At 55.1% G+C, this 17,113-nt stretch carries 11 protein-coding genes; 4 read left to right on the plus strand and 7 right to left on the minus strand.

The window, feature by feature from the left end:
* The first annotated feature begins 462 nt into the window (after positions 1 to 462).
* The 3 genes from ACYQ15_RS07560 to ACYQ15_RS07570 all read left to right on the plus strand — a co-directional run bounded on the left by ACYQ15_RS07560 (position 463) and on the right by ACYQ15_RS07570 (position 4,423).
* A complete protein-coding gene (locus tag ACYQ15_RS07560) occupies positions 463 to 2,526 on the plus strand; it encodes a sensor histidine kinase (protein ID WP_459936917.1) in 2,064 nt (687 codons plus the stop codon).
* 121 nt (positions 2,527 to 2,647) lie between these two features.
* Positions 2,648 to 3,283, plus strand: a complete 636-nt coding sequence (locus ACYQ15_RS07565) for a cobalamin B12-binding domain-containing protein (protein ID WP_459936918.1) — start codon at positions 2,648 to 2,650, stop codon at positions 3,281 to 3,283.
* A 3-nt stretch (positions 3,284 to 3,286) separates the two neighbouring features.
* Positions 3,287 to 4,423, plus strand: coding sequence for a sensor histidine kinase (locus ACYQ15_RS07570; RefSeq protein ID WP_459936919.1), 1,137 nt, complete (start codon positions 3,287 to 3,289; stop codon positions 4,421 to 4,423).
* A gap of 74 nt (positions 4,424 to 4,497) precedes the next feature.
* On the opposite strand, the gene ACYQ15_RS07575 is transcribed toward ACYQ15_RS07570, so the two are convergent.
* The 6 genes from ACYQ15_RS07575 to kaiC form a co-directional block, all read right to left on the minus strand.
* Positions 4,498 to 7,248 carry a PAS domain S-box protein gene (locus ACYQ15_RS07575; RefSeq protein ID WP_459936920.1) on the minus strand — a complete coding sequence of 917 codons (2,751 nt, stop codon included), beginning with the start codon at positions 7,246 to 7,248 and terminating at the stop codon, positions 4,498 to 4,500.
* A gap of 81 nt (positions 7,249 to 7,329) precedes the next feature.
* On the minus strand, positions 7,330 to 8,226 hold the full coding sequence (locus ACYQ15_RS07580; protein WP_459936921.1) for an alpha/beta fold hydrolase: 897 nt from the start codon (positions 8,224 to 8,226) through the stop codon (positions 7,330 to 7,332).
* Positions 8,227 to 8,262: 36 nt separating this feature from the next.
* Positions 8,263 to 9,570: a PAS domain-containing sensor histidine kinase gene (locus ACYQ15_RS07585; protein WP_459936922.1), complete on the minus strand. Its 1,308-nt coding sequence runs from the start codon at positions 9,568 to 9,570 to the stop codon at positions 8,263 to 8,265.
* A gap of 843 nt (positions 9,571 to 10,413) precedes the next feature.
* A complete protein-coding gene (locus tag ACYQ15_RS07590; protein WP_459936923.1) occupies positions 10,414 to 10,767 on the minus strand; it encodes a circadian clock KaiB family protein in 354 nt (117 codons plus the stop codon).
* A 5-nt stretch (positions 10,768 to 10,772) separates the two neighbouring features.
* Positions 10,773 to 11,081: a circadian clock protein KaiB gene (gene kaiB / locus ACYQ15_RS07595; RefSeq protein ID WP_459936924.1), complete on the minus strand. Its 309-nt coding sequence runs from the start codon at positions 11,079 to 11,081 to the stop codon at positions 10,773 to 10,775.
* Positions 11,078 to 12,793: a circadian clock protein KaiC gene (kaiC, locus tag ACYQ15_RS07600; RefSeq protein ID WP_459936925.1), complete on the minus strand. Its 1,716-nt coding sequence runs from the start codon at positions 12,791 to 12,793 to the stop codon at positions 11,078 to 11,080. Before kaiC ends, kaiB begins: the two co-directional genes overlap by 4 nt.
* A 1,189-nt stretch (positions 12,794 to 13,982) precedes the next feature.
* On the opposite strand from kaiC, the gene ACYQ15_RS07605 reads away from it, so the two are divergent.
* On the plus strand, positions 13,983 to 15,056 hold the full coding sequence (locus tag ACYQ15_RS07605; protein ID WP_459936926.1) for a KamA family radical SAM protein: 1,074 nt from the start codon (positions 13,983 to 13,985) through the stop codon (positions 15,054 to 15,056).
* Between the two features lie 724 nt (positions 15,057 to 15,780).
* On the opposite strand, the gene ACYQ15_RS07610 is transcribed toward ACYQ15_RS07605, so the two are convergent.
* The gene (locus ACYQ15_RS07610; protein WP_459936927.1) at positions 15,781 to 17,106 is read right to left on the minus strand and encodes a glutamine synthetase family protein; all 1,326 of its coding nucleotides are present in this window, start codon (positions 17,104 to 17,106) and stop codon (positions 15,781 to 15,783) included.
* Positions 17,107 to 17,113 lie beyond the last annotated feature (7 nt).

The raw sequence follows: 17,113 nt of genomic DNA on the forward strand, positions 1-17,113 counted from the left end.
GTTTCGAAAACTCCAAGGTAACGATTCAGCAAAGTCAAAGACCTGGATACCGGCTTTCGCCGGCATGACTGACGTGGAAACGGGTCCTCCAATATGTCATTCCGGCGAAAGCCGGAATCCAGTGCGGATTTATGACCATACGGATGATGTGCTGAATGGTTACACTCCATGTGGCTTCGTTTCCGATACCCACCCCTGAATCCGATTCCCATGCCAAACTCGACAACCGCAATTTGCTGAGTAGTTACAGCAAAGTACATGCACTGCTCTGCCCCACGTTGTCGGCACCAGCACCTCGACTCCATCGTATTCATTCCGAAATCTCGTTCATGCAACGCCCATGTGGTACGATTGCGGAACAGTGACCGATTTTCGATTTTTTGCGTAACATCGATTGCGTATTTTACGAGAATCGGCCATGATTTCAACGATGCATTAACCCGAGACCGATTGGAGTTTCCCGTGAACAACAATACAGGTGATGGTCGTAGCGGCGGATTGAACAATAACGTCAGCCGATTGATGCCGGAAATTCCCAAACTGGCTGTAATCCATGACATGGAAGCGCAGCAAAGACAGGCATGTCTGGAGTGCAACGTACAATGTCCGTGTCAGACCGAGCAGCGAAAGCGGAACAAGGAATTGCGCCGGACTCAGGAGGAACTGAAGGAGCAGCATCGACGCTATCGTGACCTGTACGACTTCGTCCCGGTGGGATTTCTCACCCTCAACAAGGACCATCTGGTCATCGAGGCCAACCTTGCCGCGATCAGACTGTTCAAGGTCCCGAAATATGCATTGCTCAATCAGCCCCTGACATGTTTCACCCTGCCCCAAGACCATAATCTGCTCCACAGTTGCGTTTCCATGAACATCGGCGAAAAGATCGCGTGTGAACTGCGCATGATCAAAGGGGACGGGTCTTTTTTCTGGGTCCAGCTTGAAGGGGCTGTTGATCAGGATATGAACGGAGAGCGATCATACCGCATTGTGTTTACCGATATCACTGAACGCAAGCAAATGGAGGAAGCTCTTCGAGACAGCGAGGCACAATTTCGGACCCTGGTGGAAGCGGTTGGAGAGGGAATCGTTTTTCAGGATGCATCGGGGCGCATCACGCATTGGAACAAAAGCGCCGGTGACATTTTTGGCATTACGGCCGACGAAGCTCTGGGACATACGTCTCTTGATACGAATTGGCACACAATCCACGAGGACGGCTCACCATTTCCAGGTCAGGATCATCCTTCCATGCATACACTTCGCACCGGCGAGCCCTGCAGCGGAATCGTCATGGGCGTCAAACAGGAGGGAAAGCGGGGTACCAGCTGGATTCAGATCAATACTCGTCCCATTTTCAAGGAGGAAAGTGAACAACCCCATGCCGTCGCCATTTCCTTCGCGAACATCACCGAGCGTAAACAGGTGGAGAAGATGCTGCGTAAAAGCGAGCAACGCTTTCGTGAACTGGCCGACGACCTTCCGGCGTTCTTTTTTGAATTCTTGCCGGACAGTACGCTGACCTTCGTGAACAAGGCTTTTTGTGAGTTTCACGGGATGTCGTCCGATCAATTGATCGGACAATCGTTTCTGGATTTCATGTCTGAAGATTCCCGGCAAAATGCAAAGAACACCTACATGCACCTCACGCCGCGAAAACCGGATCAGGTTGTGACGCACCACATGAGTTTCGGGGAAAAGATGCTGTGGCAGGAATGGCATGTTCGAGCAATTTTCAACCGTCAGGGCCGCATGACAAAATTACGCTGCATCGGCATCGACATCACCGAGCGTGTCCGGGCCAGGGAGGCGCTCTCCCAAAAGAATGCGCAGCTTGAAAAGGCCCTGACGGAAAAGGACAGATTTTTTTCCATCATTGCCCACGATCTCAAAAAACCGTTATCCGATTTTCTCGATCTCACCAGCATGTTGAACGACGAGTTCGCAACAATGCCCATCAGGAATTTGCGAACAGTGATTCAAGACATGACTCGGGCAACCCGGATCATGTACAACCTGCTGGATAATCTGCTGCAATGGTCGCTGATGAAGAGAGGCCTGTTGACGTTCAATCCCGATGCCTGTCTGCTGGCGGAAACAATCGAACAGAATTTTCGTCAGTTGCGAGACGCTGCGCGGCAAAAGGAAATCACATTGCACAGCACCATTGATTCCATGATCGTCACCGCTGACACGCAAATGCTGGACACCATCCTGCGCAATCTGCTTTCCAATGCGATCAAATACGGAAAGCGAGAAGGAAACGTTCTGCTCAGCGCCACGAAAAACGACATGATGGCCATTGTTGCCGTCCAGGACGACGGTATCGGCATGGAGCAGTCTTTTTTGGACAACCTTTTTGTCCTGGATCGCAAGAGTTCCTTGCCGGGCACGGAAGGCGAACTCGGAACAGGCCTGGGACTGTTTCTGTGCAAGGAGTTTGTTGAGAGGCACGGCGGAGGCATCTGGGTGGAAAGCGCTCCCGGAAAAGGCAGCACCTTTCGCTTTACCCTGCCTCTCGCATGACGCCCTCAGAGAAGGGAACGCGCAGTCCGTGCCCGACCTTTTTGAGCAGTTACCAGAGAGGTTCTCGCAATTGACCTGATGCAGACCGACACGCAACCGCCCTTCGGCAGTGGAGTACGACATGATCACCAATGAATTCTACGACAACTACCTGCAAGGACTGCTGGCTGGAAACAGACAGCATTGCAGCGGCATGGTGGAAGATCTGCTGGAGCGGAACATTCCCGTAAAGGACTTGTATCTCGATCTGTTCCAGCGCTCCATGTATGATGTGGGCAGGTTGTGGGAAGAAAACAAGATTTCCGTGGCCGTGGAACATTTGGCAACATCCGTCACGGAGAGCCTTCTGTCCCTGGTCTATCCGATCATCTTCTCCGCGGAGCACAACGGCAAGAAGGCGATCATTTCCTGCGTGGCCAACGAATACCATCAAATCGGCGGCAAGATGGTCGCTGATATTCTTGAACTGCACGGCTGGGACGGATACTTCCTGGGCGCGAACACGCCGGTGGAAGCGCTGCTGAAAATGATTGACGACAAGCAGCCCGATCTGGTGGGATTGTCCTTGAGCATCTCCCACAACATGCCCAACCTTCATGCCATCCTGGACCGGATCCGGAAGGATTTCCCGGATCAGCCGGTGATAGTCGGCGGCCAGGCCTTCCGCTGGCAGGGAATGGACATCGAAAAACAGTACGATCGCGTGAAGCTCGTCTCGTCACTGACACATCTTCAAGACTATATCGCAGAGGCTTGATGGATGGCTGACCTGCTCATGGAACATGCATTGGCGGATTTTATCTTCCAGGACTCCTCCATCATCATGATGGTCCTGGACCGGGAAGAACGCATTCTCAGGACCAATGTCTATACGGAAAACCTGGTCGGACGGCCTCTCACCGGTCTGCGGTTCACCGATCTGCTGGTGAACTTCACGAATTCCTTCTCGGTGCCGGAGGCGGTGAAATCCAACGCGCCCCATCGGCTCAACCTGCCCTCCCATACGGGCCTGCCCCAGACCTTCTACTTCCGATTCAAGGATTTGGGGGACGCATTTCTGGCTCTGGGCGAGCAGAACAGCCGGGAAGTAGAGCATCTGCAGCAGAACATGGTCCGGCTGAACAACGACTTCACCAACCTGAACAGACAACTCCAAAAATCCAATGCCGAACTGGCGAGACTCAACGACCTCAAAAACCAGCTCCTGGGCATGGCCGCCCACGACCTGCGCAACCCCATCGGCGCGATCCTGAATCTGAGCTGCTTCCTGTTGGATGAAACCGGTCAGGAACTCAGCCCGGAACACTTGCAGTTCCTGACCTTGATTCATTCCTCCAGCCGATTCATGCTCTCCCTGCTGGACGACCTGCTGGATCTGGCCAAAATCGAGGCCGGCAAGCTGGACCTGCACCTGCAGCCCACGGATCTCATTGACCTGATCAGGAAAAACGTGGCCCTGAACCAGGTTCTGGCGGACAAGAAAAATATCAAAATCCAGTTCCATCATTACGAGAAACTGCCCCTGGTGGTCATGGACGCCATGAAAATCGAGCAGGTCCTCAGCAACCTGATCTCCAACGCCACAAAATTCTCCGCGCCAGGAACGACGATCATGGTCAACGTGCTGCAAAGCGGGGATCACGCCACGGTGTCCGTAGCCGACCAGGGCCCGGGCATTCCGGACGCGGAACTGCACAAGCTTTTCCAGCCCTTCTCCAAGACCAGCGTTCGCAGCACCGACGGTGAAAAATGCACGGGACTGGGATTGGCCATCGTCCGCAAGATCATTCTCGGGCATCTGGGAAAGATCTGGATCCAAAGCGAAGTGGGCAAGGGATCGACCTTCTTCTTTTCCCTGCCGCTGCCGCGGGATTGCAACAAGCCATACCAGTCCTGATCCGAAGCCCGGCTCAGCTCCTGGAGCGCGACAGTAAAGTCGGGTGCTAAGGCTCGAGACCGAAACGTCTTTCGTCATATGGCGGCTGCATCCGCCACCAGGTCATCGTCATCCGCCGGCAAGGTGAAATAAATGGTCGTCCCTTTACCGACCGTGCTGTTCGCCCATATTTTTCCGTCATGCTTTTCAATGAATTCCTTGCACAACAGCAGGCCCAGTCCGGTTCCTTTTTCGCCGCCGGTCCCTTTTCGGGAGCGCATCTTGTCCAGTCTCAGGAGGCTGGACAAGGTTTCCTGATCCATCCCGATGCCATCGTCCTTCACGGAGATCGTGACGAAGGAATCGCCCCGGACTGCGCGAACGCGCACCTTTCCTTCATTGCTCGAGAACTTGACGGCATTGGTGAACATGTTGCGCAGGATCGTGTTCAACATGTGTCTGTCGGCCAGGACGTTCAATCCCTCCGGGATGTCGGAGTGGAATTCGACACCCTTTTGCAAAGCGACCATCTTGATGAACTCGATATTGCGACCGACCATTTCCGTCAGGTCGCATCGGACCGGCTCGTATGCAATTTCACCACGTTGCGCCAGGGCCCATTCCAAGAGGTTCTCGAGGAGACGATGCAGGTTCTGCGCGGATTCCTGCATGTCATGGGACAGCCGTTGGATCTTATCCAGAGACAAGTTGTCGATACGTTCCGTCAACATCTTGATGAACACGAGAAAACCCATGAAGGGCGACCTGAGGTCGTGGGCGATGATGGAAAAGAATCTGTCCCGTTCCGCCAGGGCTGTCTCAAGCTGACGCTCCTTCTCAAGCAGATCGGTGATGTCGGTGTTCGTGCCGAACCAGCGCACGATCCGGCCCTGGTCGTCACGGATGGGGACGGCCCGCGACAGGAACCAGCGGTACTGGTTGTCCTTGCCCCGCAGTGGGAAGGTGTCCTCCCATACCTCGCCGGTGGATAAGCTATAATTGATCTTCTCCATGACGCGGTCCACGTGCTCGGGATGGTGGACCTTGCGCCAGCCCATACCCTGCATCTCCTCAAAGGTGGTACCGGTGTAGTCGTACCAGCGTCGATTGTACCAGAAGATCCAGCCCTGCTCGTCGGTCATCCAGGCGAACTGGCTCATGTTGTCGGCAAGGGTGCGGAAACGATCCTCGCTCTCGCGCAGGGTCTGTTCAATGCGCTTCCGCTCGGTAATGTCAGTGAATGTGGTAATGATCCCGATCTGTTCGCCGTCCGGCATGCGAATGGGCGCGGCGTTTGACGAGACAATGCGCGGATGGTCATGCTCGGAAAGGTACAGCAAAAGCTCTTGAGCTCGTACTGTCTCACCGCGTGCGGCCCGCATGACAGGCGCGTCCGCGGACGTTACCAGGCCTCCTCCCGGCAGGGTCACGCGCAGCTTCGCCAACCGCAACGCCAGGTCCGCCTCACGAGCGTGGGAATCGTACTGGAGGATATGCTCGGCGGCAGGGTTCATGCGATTGATCTTTGCATCAAGACCATAGATGACAACGCCCTCGGCAAGGGCGTCGAATGCGGCATCGAGTTCGCTCGCCCTCAGCTCGGCCTTGGTCTTCGCCTCCTGCAGCTCCTGCTCCAGTCTCACTCGCTGAGTTATGTCGCGGCAGACGAGCATGACGCCCCTGATGGGCACCCTGTTATCGCGACCATGGTCATCCCGTTCGGGCATGAAGCGGCAGTGATGAACAGAGGTTCCGTCCCGTGTGCTGAATCTGATCTCCGCGGTCTGCTCCACACTCTCTGACAATGCCTTGCGGGCGGCGCTTTCCAGTTTCCTCAGGCTTTCCCCCTGAAGCCCTGCCTCGGCCGGTGTCCGATGCAGCAGACGGCTCGCCGGCAGGCCCGTCAGGCGTTCCAAGGCCGGGTTGACGTATGTCAGCCGCAGGTCGGGATCGAGCCTTGCGATGAGATCGGACGAGTTCTCCACAAGAAGTCTGTAACCGGTATCGGCGTAGATGAAGGATTGCAGGGCGTCCTCAACGCTTTGGCGACCCTGCCTGGATTCCCGATAGGCCGCGACAACGCCCGCGAGGATGAAGCCGAAACCGAGCATTTGGCTGGTTCTGCCAAGCCAGGTAATTGGACTGCCCACGGTAATGACAAGGCTGAAGCAGATCAAAGCGGTCATCACGAGAACGAGACCCAGCAGGAACCAGTAGCCGAAAGCGGATTGAATGCGCCGGTACACGGATAACTGGTCTTTGAACGCGAAAACGAAAAGGACCAGGGCAGCAGTGAGCACGAGTTGGCGAATGCGTGTCGGCCCTTCTCCCTGGACAAAGAAGGTTGGCAGGTTGCCGCTGTAGCTTGCCCAGTAGACCAGCACGGGGAGCAGCAACATGCCTGCATAGACCAGTACCAGCAAAATGATCTTTGCCCTCGCTTGAAGAGAGCGCCTGGGGGGCCGAAGGCCTTGGTGCGTGCTTGCGGCGAGACTCGCGGCCAGGACAAGGGTGCTGATATTGTGCACTTTGACGATGTTGTCGGCTCCAAGTCCCAACGACGCATCAAAGCTTATCAGCAGGTTGGCAATGCCGAAGGCCGCCATGCCGCCGCCCAGCGCAAGAGCGCTGGGCAGTTCCTGGCGCAGATAGATTCTGGCCGAAAGAAAGGCCATGAGCGCGCATGGGACGATAAGGAACAGAAGAGTGGCTGTCGGGAAGAAAAATGGCCATTCGTAGCGGGTCTGAGAATCCTGGAGCGCAAGCAACACCATCAGGACCGGCAGCGTGATCGCGGTGAGCAGGCCCAAGCGAGGGGCTATGCTTGGCGGAAGAAGGTTCGGCATATTGAATGGATAGCTGAAATCTATGCTAAAGCGGGCTTTGCCCGCAACCATGTTCGTAGTTGTCTGTTATTGATTCTCACTCTACTCCGCTCTCCTTTTCATCTCGACGAGACCCGCAATCACGTCTTCCAGCTTCCGGTTGAACGATTCCGGCACGGCCATGTGCAGAAAGTGGTCGGTTCCTTCCATGATCACCACATCGAAGGAATGCATATGGCGCTGGTTGGCCTCCACGTTGGTCGGCCAGAGGTCCGCGTTGATCGCCACGATGGGCGTCTCGAGCCCGTCGAAGGCAGAAAGCGCTTCACCGCTGACCACAGCCGAAAGCATGTGTTCCATGGCGCTGAGAGCCGCTTTCGGCGGCGCGGCCGACATGTCCGCCACCACCCAGTCACGCAGGGCTGGGTCCGTCTTCTCGATGAACATCTGCCCCACGAATCGGGCCGCCCCGGTGGCGAAATCGGGCCGCAGCAATGCCATCCAGGAATCGAATTCCTCCCGTGTCATGGGGTGGGAGACGTCGTGAAAGGTATCCACTCCGATGACGCCGATCACCCGGCCCGGCATCAGCCGCGCCGCCGCCACGCTCACGGGCCCGCCCATGGAATGCCCGACCAGGATCACCTGCTCGGCCCCCACTTCCTCGACCACGGCCTGGACATCCTTGCCAAAGGCGTCCATTGTATATTCTTCGCGTCCCAGCCCGGAATGCCCGTGTCCGGCCAGGTCGATCACCACCACGCGATGATTATTCGAGAAGTACGGCGCCTGCATCCGCCAGTAACGCCCATCGCAACTCCAGCCGTGCACGAACACCAGAGTCGGCTCGCCTGTTCCATGCACCTCGTAGGAGATCGGCACCCCGTCGGCTGATCCGACCATGCGCGGCCAAACCGAATCCGCCAGTACCTGCGCGCTGAGCATGAAAATCAGAAAGCAGAAAGCAACAGCACCAACCAGCAAATTCTTGATCTTCATTTTGTCCTCCAAGTGAATGATGAACAGATTTGGCCATTAGATCTGAAGCATAGCGTTGTTCTTGTCCGGATTGTGCGCGACCGCATCCGCCACCGGATCATCGTCGTATGCCGGCAAGGTGAAATAAATGGTCGTCCCTTTGCCGGCTTTGCTGTTGGCCCATAATTTCCCGCCTTGCTTATCAATGAGTTCCTTGCACAACAGCAGGCCCAGACCCGTTCCTTTTTCGCCGCCGGTCCCTTTCCGGGAGCGCATCTTGTCCAGTCTCAGGAGGCTGGACAGAGCTTCCTGATCCATCCCGATGCCTTCGTCCTTCACGGAAATCGTGACGAAAGAATCGTCCCGGACGGCGCGAACACGCACCGTTCCCGAATTGCTGAACTTGATGGCATTGGTGAACAGGTTGCGCAGGATCGTGTTCAGCATGGATTTGTCGGCCAGGACTTCCAATCCCGCTGGGATGTCGGAATGGAATTCAACAGCCTTCTGCAGAGCGGGCATCTTGATCAACTCGATATTGCGACCGACCGTGTCAGCCAGATCGCACCGGACCGGCTCGAAAGCTATTTCACCACGTTGCGCCAAAGCCCATTCCAACAGGTTCTCGAGAAGGCGATACAGGTTCTGCGCGGATTCCTGCATGTCATGGGATAGCCGTTGAATCTGCTGCACATTTAAACTGTCGACTCGTTCCGTCAACATCTTGATGAACACAAGAAATCCCATGAAGGGCGACCTGAGGTCATGGGCGATGATGGAAAAGAACCTGTCCCGTTCCGCCAGAGCCTCTTCGAGTTTCTCATTTTTCAGGATGATTTCCTCTTCATCATGAACATGCTTGGTGATGTCCGTGATGATGCCTACGAGTCTGACAAACAGGCCCCGATTGTCGGCAACGGGGACAACCAGGTTGCGTAACCAGCGTGTCTCACCGTCCGGAAGGCGGATGCGATAATCCATTTCATACTGTTCACCGGATCTGATCGCGTGTTCATCGGCGACTTGTATTCTTTGCTGGTCTTCCTTGGAAAAAAGGCTGAGATACTCTTCTCGTGATTGTGGACATGCCAGGTCCGGCAACCTGAACATCAAGCCCAGCTTTGCACAGGAAGTGAGGCTTCCCGTGTTCAGGTCGATCTCCCAGGTAGCGACTTTAGCCGACTCCATGACGAGGCGAAGCCGCCTTTCGGTATCGAGGAGTTCCTTCTTCGTTTCTTGAAGCTCTTTCAAAAGAAAGATTTTGTCACTCCCGACCAGCGCGTCCACTTCCTCGTTCCGGATGGCTTCCAGAACGGCCTCTGCATCGGCCAGCTTCCTGCGCAGACTTTCAACATCTTCGGTCATGATTTCAACTCGTTCCAAACAGACTGTTTTGTATCTATCAGTTCATCCGGCGGATGGTCATTCACCTGCACTGGATTCCGGCTTTCGCCGGGACTGACTTATCAAGGCAAGCTGCATCTACAACAGTCATACCGGCGAACGCCGGTATCCAGATCATTTTCGTGGATTTGCTGAATAGATACACTGTTTTTTTTGTAACTGCTCAAATGTCGGGCACTGATTGCGTGATATATTGAAGCTGGATGCCCGCCTTCGCGGGAATGACTTCAATGCGAACGTTTTTCCAGACACGTCATGCCCGCGAAGGCGGGCATCCAGACCACGCTTGCCTCGGTTTATTGAGCAGTTACTTTTTTGTAACTGCTCAAAAACTTGTGGCAAGCAACGGTTAAATCCAGGGAGCGCCGCACCCCAGTGCGGCAGCGGTGTAACGCACTCAGGACAAAATTCCGGCTGGAGCGTGGCCCCAGTAGCTGAATCACGAAACTTCATCCCGGAGAAACTCCTTGCACGGTAAACCTCATTGTCCGACCTTTTTGAGCAGTTACCTTTTTGCATTAGAGCCCCAATTTCATTCTCAAAACGACCGGTTCTGTTGAGGTGTCGACGTGCTCCATTGGGCTCTCGATTCAATATGTCTTTCACCCGAACATGTTCGTATCTATTCAGCTTCACAAGCAGGAAAGGATTACTTTTTAAAACTTGTGGCAAGCATGATCTGGATTCCCGCCTTCGCGGGAATGACTTGTTTTTCAATGCCGTCACCGAGTCAATCATGCCCGCGAAGGCGGGTATCCAGTCCGCTTTTACTCGTATGAACTGAATAGTTACACTTGTTCGTGATCAAGGCCTTCCTTGGGGGACAAGATCGAGTCCGACCAGGATCTTATCCTTATCGGACAAGTCGCCGACGAACTTGCGCAGCGGCTCCGGAAGCTGCTTGACCAGGGTGGGCGCCGCCACGATCTGATCCTGCCGGCCTCTTTCAGGGTTCTGATGAATATCGATCACCTCCAGATCGCAGATTCCCTGCAGGTGCTGATCGCAGATCTCCTGTATGGTCGTGATCGCTCTCAAAGAAGTCGGCGTCATGCCACTGACGAAAAGACGCAGACGATACGGTTGGCCTTTTTGCATCTGCAGCAGTGCCGCTTCAAAAGCTTCGGTTGAATCGAGCGGTTTGGATTGTTCAGTCATACGCATCAATTCCCGCGTGAACGCAGGTCGAGACCGACCAGCACCCGTTCGGTGTCCGAAAGATCTCCGATGATTTTGCGCAGCGGCTCGGGAAGCCGCCGCACCAGGGTCGGGATGGCCAGGATCTGATCTCCCTTGGCCAGTTGCGGGTTGATCATCAGATCGATCACCTCGATGCTGTATCGGCCCTTCAGGTGCTCCTCACAAATCTTTTTCAGGTTCTCGAAAGCCTGCAGTGATTTGGGCGTCTGCCCGGCCACATAAAGTCGCAGATTGTAATGCTCTTCACCGGTATTAGCCGTGTTTTCAGTCATACTCTTTTCTCCTGGTCCGCTGCTCGCAGGCGCGCCATCTGCTCCCGGCTCTGCAGCCGGGCCTTTCGCTGCAGTTCAAGTTCATCGATGCGCTTTTTCAGCTCTTCTTGTTCGCTTTCCAACTGAGCATGCAGCAAGGCCGCTTCGGCTTCCATGATCTCGCGTTTGCGCTCGATCTCGCGCTTTTTGCGCAAGATTTCCTGTTCCAACTGGCTGGTTTCGTCTTTTTCCAGGTCTTCCTGGACCAGGCGGGCCGCGCCGGTCAGGACCCCTGCCGGGCCGATATAGACATCCACCAGCTCCATTCCGTTTCCGGTCAGCAAAAACTCGCGCACCTGATTGGAATGCGACATGCCGCGCGACTTGATGACGTGCAGGATGCGGTTGTGCTCGCCTCCGCTTTCCAACGCCCGCAGAAAGATCCAGGTGTCGGTCAGCGAGGACACGCCGACCACGGCATCGTCAACAGGCGTGGCGCCGTGCAAAAGCGTGGTAAATGCCGAGGTGATCAATTTGGCCTTGAAGATGTCCACCAGACGCATCAGGGCTGTCTTGACCTCCTCTTCGCCGGCGATGCTGATCAGGTTCGAGATCGGATCGAGCACGACCACCGAAGGCTTGAATTTTTCGATGTTTTTATGGATTTCGGCCACGTGCATCTCCAGGCCGTGATAGGTGGGACGCACGGCGCGAAAACGCAGCAGGTCCGCGTCCACCCACTGCTGCAGGTCCAGGCCGATCGAACGCATGTTGCGGATGATCTGGCTGCTTGATTCTTCAAAAGCGTAGTAAAGACAGCGTTCTCCCCGGCGGCAGGCGGCATCGGCCAGGTGCGCGACAAAGCTGGTTTTGCCGGTGCCCGCGCTGCCCGAAATAAGCACGCTGCTGCCCCGGTACAACCCCTTGTCGCCGAGCATGGTGTCCAGCCGGGGAACGCCGGTGGAGATGCGCTCCGAGGATACGGCGTAGTCAAGGCCCACCGAGGTGATCGGCAGAACGGAAAAACCGCCCTCGTCGATCAAGAATGGATACAAATTGGTGCCGTGGGTGGTGCCGCGGTATTTGAGCACACGCAGGTAGCGCGTGGAGATTTGATCCTTGATGCGGTGATCGAGCTCGACCACGCAGTCCGAGACATACTCTTCCAGACCGTGGCGCGTCAGGGCGCCCTGGCGATCACCACGCTCGGCCGTGATCACGGCCGTGATGCCCCTGTCCTTGAGCCAGCGGAACAGGCGCCGAATCTCGCTGCGCAGCACGAAATGGTTGCTGAATCCAGCAAAGAGGGCTTCGAGCGTGTCGAGCACCACGCGCTTGGCGCCGATCGCTTCGATGGCAAAGCCCAGGCGCACGAACAATCCCTCCAGGTTGTACTCGCCGGTTTCCTCGATCTCGGAACGCTCAATGTGCACATAATCGAGCAGGATTTTTTTTTCGCTCTGCAGCTTTTCCAGATCGAATCCGAGGGAGAGAAAGTTGTTGACCAGATCCTCTTCACCCTCTTCGAAGCTGACGAAAAGGCCCGGCTCGCCGAACTCGGTCGCCCCTCGCACCAGAAATTCCATCGCAAAAAGAGTCTTGCCGCTGCCGGCGCCGCCGCACACCAGCGTCGGCCGCCCCTGCGGCAGTCCGCCGTAGGTGATGTCATCGAATCCATTGATGCCGGACTGGACCTTGGCCAGCGATCCCAGTGCTTGAAAACTACTTTTCATTGAATCCTTTCCTTCGCCTAAGCATTTTTTGGAGTAACTATTCAGCTTCGTTCCGGGTTGTCTCGATTTTCGGCCTCGCAACTCCTTCACTGAGAAGTCTTGTCAATGTCCGACGTGGCGTACCACCTTCGCCGGCTTCATAACATCGAACCATTGCTCGAATAAACATTCATGAGCGCTTCAGGCGTTGGGCAATGGTTCGATGAACGAATCCTGGCTCAGTCAGAAAGGCGAGTCCAAAAAATCGAGACAAGCCGGAACAATCCAAGTTTGTCATGAAAAGTGTTGAGTAGTTACTTTTTGGATATGTGAAATTGAACACAAATAACAATTGATCTGACCTGATACAAAGTGCTCCTGCGGAGAGCATCGCAGGAGCAAGAAGACAGATAACTGCGGGCAAAGAACATACCAACCAAAATAGTTGCAATGGCAGTTATCAGACACTGAAGCATTCTTCAGCTCCATCGCGAACAAATCCTTGATTTTTTGATATTTTTTTACATTTGGGTTAGCCGGCATTTTTTCTTCCAGCAACTACAGGACCGGATTGTGAACTTGTGAACAAACATAAGCATTTTTTTCTCTAGTGTGAAGATAATTTGTATATTCTGGCCAGAAACGAGCTGGTGAACCAGAAAAAGCCCCATTGCCGGGATTCTTTGGATTCCCAATTTGGGACATCGACCAACGGATAGCAAGGTGAGGGCATGATTGTATGCGCTTATTCCAATGAGCCTCGCAAGGCAATCCTTTTCATTCAGCGGCAGCTTGGATAGGAGCGGGACGTGACGCTTCTTCTTGGCAGAGAGTACGATTCGAGCAGGCACCCTTCCCAACTCCGCCGTTGGGACGGACGCCGGATTTGGGACAACTGTCTCAAAAAGGTCGGGCGTTGATGTTTCCTGTGCAAGGGTTGCCGTCGCGCGGGGTTTCATGATCCATGTACCGGGGCCTCGCTCCAGCCGGGACTCGGTTCTGAGTGCGTTCCTCCGCCGCTGCCGCACCGGGATGCGGTGCTCCCGGGATTTATCACGTTGATTGCCGCAAGACCTTTGAGCATTTACAATTATTGAGGTTGATGAGCGGCTTGATTTGCGGCAAAGTATTTGAGGAGTCGCGTGGACAACGGCAACAGCCGCAATGAATGACCCATGAGGGCAAGAACTCAGATCAAAGCGGAGATGGAATGGAGCACTGGCAGGAACAACTTCAAAACTTTGTCAACACCCTTGAAAGACTTAAACTGCATATCAACGTGACGGAGCAGGAGGAGCGGGCCATCACGGACATGCCGACCCGCTGGGGCACGACCCCGTATTTTGCCGACCTCATGGACCGGGACAACCCCAATTGCCCGGTTCGTCGACAAGTCGTTCCAAACACCCAGGAGCAGCAAAACAAGTACGGCATTCCCAACTATCTGATCTGGAAGGAAAACAGGGATACGGATGAAGTCCGGCCGGATTCCATTGCCAGGCAATACACGGACCGGGTGGCCTTTACGGTCACGGACGTCTGCGCCAACTACTGCCGGCACTGCTTCCGCAAGGAACTGGTGGTGGATCGGGAATTGAAACTGCGTTTCGACGTCGAGGAAGGGCTGGACTGGATCCGGGAACATCCCGAGGTCCGGGACGTTTTGATCACTGGTGGTGACCCCTTTCTGCTCTCCGACGACAAGCTGGACTATCTGATTCGCAAGCTGAGGGAGATGCCGCACCTGCAAATGATCCGCTTTGGCACCCGCACTCCCATTGTCCTGCCCCAACGCATTACCGATGGGTTGAAGAAGGTGCTCTCCGGACGTCATCAGGTTCCCATCTGGATCAACACCCAGTGCAATCATCCTCGTGAAATTACGGACCTGACCGCACAGGGGATTTACGACCTCCTGACCTGCGGCGTGAATGTCGGCAATCAGGCAGTGCTGCTCAAGGGCATCAACGATGATGTCGATACCTTCCGCGAACTGCATCAAAAGCTGCTGACCATCCGGATCAGGCCCTACTATGTGTTTTATTGCGAACCCACGCCGGGAATCGACCATTTCCGGACGCCCGTAGAAAAAGGCGCGGAACTGATTCGGGACGCCCTTCGCGGACACACCACCGGCCTGGCCCAACCCATGTACGTGATCGCCACCCGAATCGGCAAAATCCCCCTCATGCCCGACTACTACATCCAGGACAAGAACGAAACCGAATACACCCTGCGCAATTACCAGGGCAAGACAACCACCTGGCCGACCATTCCCGAGTAGTCCGCTCCGGAAGCAGCAAGCCGCCCAAAATTTGGCCATTAGATAGGCCAATAGGTAGGCCATTCATGGCTTCGAACAGAGCAGGGGCGCCCCTCGAGGGCGCCCCTGTTTTTTTGTTAATCAGCAGTTCATCCGATAAATAAAGGCCTGGATACCCGCCTTCGCGGGTATGACTGGTCTGGGATGGCATTGAAAAAAGTCGTAACTACTCAGTACACGTTCTGTTTTGCGATCTCCCTTCGATTATCAGTATCGGTCGGGGTCGGAATCGGAATCGGTTTCGAAAACAATTGAGTAACTATTCAGCACATAAGGAGCATGATCATTCTCCAGCACTGGATTCCGGCTTTCGCCGGAATGACTTATCTGGCAAGCTTTACCACTCTTGTCATACCGGCGAAGGCCGGCGCTATCGCTATCCAGGTCTTTTTCTGGCTCTGCTGAGTAGTTACACAATTGAATGCCTTCCACATGGATTCGCTTCGATACCGATCCCGATACCGATACCGACCCCGATTCCGAGCCAAAACCGTCAACAGTATTACTACCGCTGAGTTGTTACCGAAAACATAACTATTCAGCTCATCCGAGAAAAAGAGCACTGGATACCACCTTCGCGGGTATGACTGGTCTGGCGGCGGCATCAACAAAGTCTTTCCCGCGAAGGCGGGAATCCAGGCCATGCTTGCCACAGGTTTTTCGAAAGCTGACCTGACAGACTGGATCAAATCATCAGGTAATTTCCCAGTTCCCGCGGCGTGACATGGGTGCGGTGCTCCTCCCAGCTCGTGGTTTTCAGACACATGTAGTGCTTGTAGATGCTCTCCCCCAGCAGGTTGCGTAAGAAATCACTCCGCTCCGCCTCAACCAGAGCCTCGTACATGCTTCTGGGCAGGTATCGTTCATCCCAGACTCGACATTCCTTGTAATTGCGATACACGCAACCAATATCCGGCGCTCCGCACTCGATCCCTTCCCGAATTCCCTGGATGCCCATTTCGATCAAGGCGGCCATCTGCAGGTAGACGTTGCCTGAGGGATCCGGACTGCGCAGTTCCAAGCGCATGCTTTGCGCGTCCGTACAGTACGGCAATCGGACCATGGAACTCCGGTTCTTGATTCCCCAGCCCACGACCATGGGAGCTTCCCGCTCCGCGACATACGCCTTGTATGAGTTGTAGGTCGACGCCATGATGATCGAGGTCTGCCGGGCGTACTTCAGGATCCCCGCGACAAATTGCCGCGCCTGGCGACTGAGCATGTACTCGCCGTCGGCGTCGTAAAACAGGTTCGCCCCCTCCGTGTCCCACATGGAAATATGCATGTGAAAGGCGCTGCGGTTCTGACCGTCGAAAGGCTTGGGCATCAGGGTCATGTACATGCCGTGCTCCGCGGCGACCCGCTCGGCGACGTAGTTGAACAGGATGGTCCGGTCGGCCGCTGCCAGGGCGTCGGCATGTTCCAGGTTGATTTCGTGCTGGGAAGCCGTGACCTCGTGATGGGTCTTTTCATGCCGGATACCGCAACGTTTCAGGGTCCTGATGATCTCGTTGCGCACTTCGCCGCCCTTGTCGTGCGGATCGGAGTGAAAATAGCCCGCCTTGTCCGAATGGATGTTCTTGGTGAAGTCGTCGCTTTGCAGGAGAAAAAACTCATGCTCCGGAGCAACCTGAAACCGCACGCCGAATTCATTCTTGGCCTTTTCCAGGGTTCGTTCCAGAACAGCCCGGGGATCGGACTGCGCACGACCTCCCAGGAGATTCATGATCCTGGCGATGCAAAAGCCGATTCGATCATTGGCAAATTCGAGAACGCGGTAACTTTCCGGAACCGGGAGGAGCAGCCGGTCGCTGTCGTCCACAGTGGTAATGCCGGCGATGGAACTGCCGTCGAAACCCACCCCTTTCTCGATAATCCGCTCCATGAATTCCGGGTTGATAATCAGTGTCCTGAGCCGACCGTTCAGGTCCGTAAAGAAAATCTTGATGAACTCAACCTCGGTGTACCTCTCACCCGAATTGGCAATGACAATGGTATCTTCCTGCTTCACACTCCCC

This window comes from Desulfonatronum parangueonense (genome assembly GCF_054656975.1).